This is a genomic window from Pseudomonas nitroreducens, from assembly GCF_014204515.1.
Lineage (GTDB): Bacteria > Pseudomonadota > Gammaproteobacteria > Pseudomonadales > Pseudomonadaceae > Pseudomonas > Pseudomonas nitritireducens_A.
Window position 1 is genome coordinate 1 of the sequence record NZ_JACHLI010000079.1, and the last position, 1,443, is coordinate 1,443.

A 1,443-nucleotide genomic window follows, 5' to 3' on the forward strand; every position below is an offset into this window, starting at 1 on the left:
TCGGTGGTCATGCTTGCGTCCGCAAGAAAAGTTGCGGACGCAATAGTCTCAACTGCGGGGTCAGGCACCCAGGACGCCGATTTTCACGCGCTTACTTCAAATCAGCCTCGATGGCAGCGATGTCGGTGTCGATCAGATCTTCCAGCAGACTGCCCTGGTCAGGGCTCAGCTGCTCGCTGCGCTTGGCAAACCTATGTCGCTTGAGGATGGCGATTTCATGGGTAAGTTGCTCGTTCACCCGCTCCAGGCGATTGACCCGGCGGCTCAACTGCGCGGCTAGTGTGCGCAGTTGGTCGGGCGTCAGTTGGTCGAGATTGGGCGAGGTAGTCATGCCGTGGATTTTACCAAAGCAGACCACCGGCAACCGCCAGCGGCGAGGTTCAAAGCAGAGTAATCGTGCCGCCAGTGCCAACTCGCTGCCAAGGCAAACCCAATACCAAAGCCTGAAGTTGCTCGGGCTTCAACTCTACTTCGGTTCCATATCGGAGTCCCGGCCAGATGAAGCGCCCCTGGTGCAATCGCCGGGCAGCGAGCCAGATTCCAACGCCGTCGTGCACCAGCACCTTCATCCGGTTGGCTCGGCGGTTTGCGAACAGATACGCGCAGTGCGGCTTCGCCGCACCGAATACCGCCACCACACGGGCCAGCGCGGTGTCAGTACCGGCGCGCATATCCATCGGTTCGGTGGCTAGCCAGATGGCATCGATGCGGATCACTGCAACAGCTCACGCATGAACCGGGCACAGCCTTCGGCATCTGCTGTCGGCCAGTGCACGGTCAAGGTCATACGACGATGCAGAATCTCGATACGTACTTCCTCTCGGGCGGGCTGAGGAGTCGGTCGCTCAGCCACTGGCGACTGCATCGGGACTGCCACGAAGCCCGGCAACGCCAGTAATTGGCTCTGTTGCTTGGCATTACGGATCCAACTCTGGACAAGATTGGTGTTCAGACTGTGCTGCAGCGCTACCTGGGCAATTGAGGTATCGCCCTGGAGGCAAAGCGATACGATCTTTGCCTTGAAACTCGAGGTATAACGCCGGCGCTGACGGATCTCACGCTCGGTGCTTGCAGTGCTCATGTTAAATGCCCACGTATTCATAAATGGGCACTTAATTTCAACGCAGTCGGTCTTCGGTGAAAGGTGTCTTCACAAGACGGTTACGTTGATGAGTGTACCCGGCCCGGTGCCTTGGTTGCCGGTGTAGACTTGAACCACGGCTTCAACGCCAATCTCGTGCACAAGTGGATTCGCCGCCAGCAGGCACAGCTGCCCGCCGTACCCTCCTGTTTTTTCCGATTCCTCTCGTCCCGAGTCTGCCGGCTATCGACGCCATCTGGTTGGCCGCCGAGCCGATGGATATGCGCGGCGGCACTGATACCGCGCTGGCCCGTGTGGTGGCGGTATTCGGTGCGGCGAAGCCGCACTGCGCGTATCTGTTC

General features: G+C 59.3%; 3 protein-coding genes and 1 pseudogene. 1 reads left to right on the forward strand and 3 read right to left on the reverse strand.

Annotated features, from left to right (window positions below; translation table 11 throughout):
- Positions 1–94: 94 nt before the first annotated feature.
- The 3 genes and pseudogenes from HNP46_RS35595 to tnpA form a co-directional block, all read right to left on the reverse strand.
- Positions 95–331, reverse strand: a pseudogene (locus HNP46_RS35595) (transposase domain-containing protein); the annotation flags it as partial.
- 49 nt (positions 332–380) lie between these two features.
- On the reverse strand, positions 381–716 hold the full coding sequence (gene tnpB, locus HNP46_RS36015; RefSeq protein ID WP_184598993.1) for an IS66 family insertion sequence element accessory protein TnpB: 336 nt from the start codon (positions 714–716) through the stop codon (positions 381–383).
- Positions 713–1,081: an IS66-like element accessory protein TnpA gene (gene tnpA, locus HNP46_RS35605; RefSeq protein WP_184598996.1), complete on the reverse strand. Its 369-nt coding sequence runs from the start codon at positions 1,079–1,081 to the stop codon at positions 713–715. Before tnpA ends, tnpB begins: the two co-directional genes overlap by 4 nt.
- 164 nt (positions 1,082–1,245) lie before the next feature.
- Between tnpA and HNP46_RS35740 the strand changes: the two genes are divergently transcribed.
- The coding region (locus HNP46_RS35740; protein WP_221455241.1) for a hypothetical protein at positions 1,246–1,443 on the forward strand (198 nt) is incomplete at its 3' end.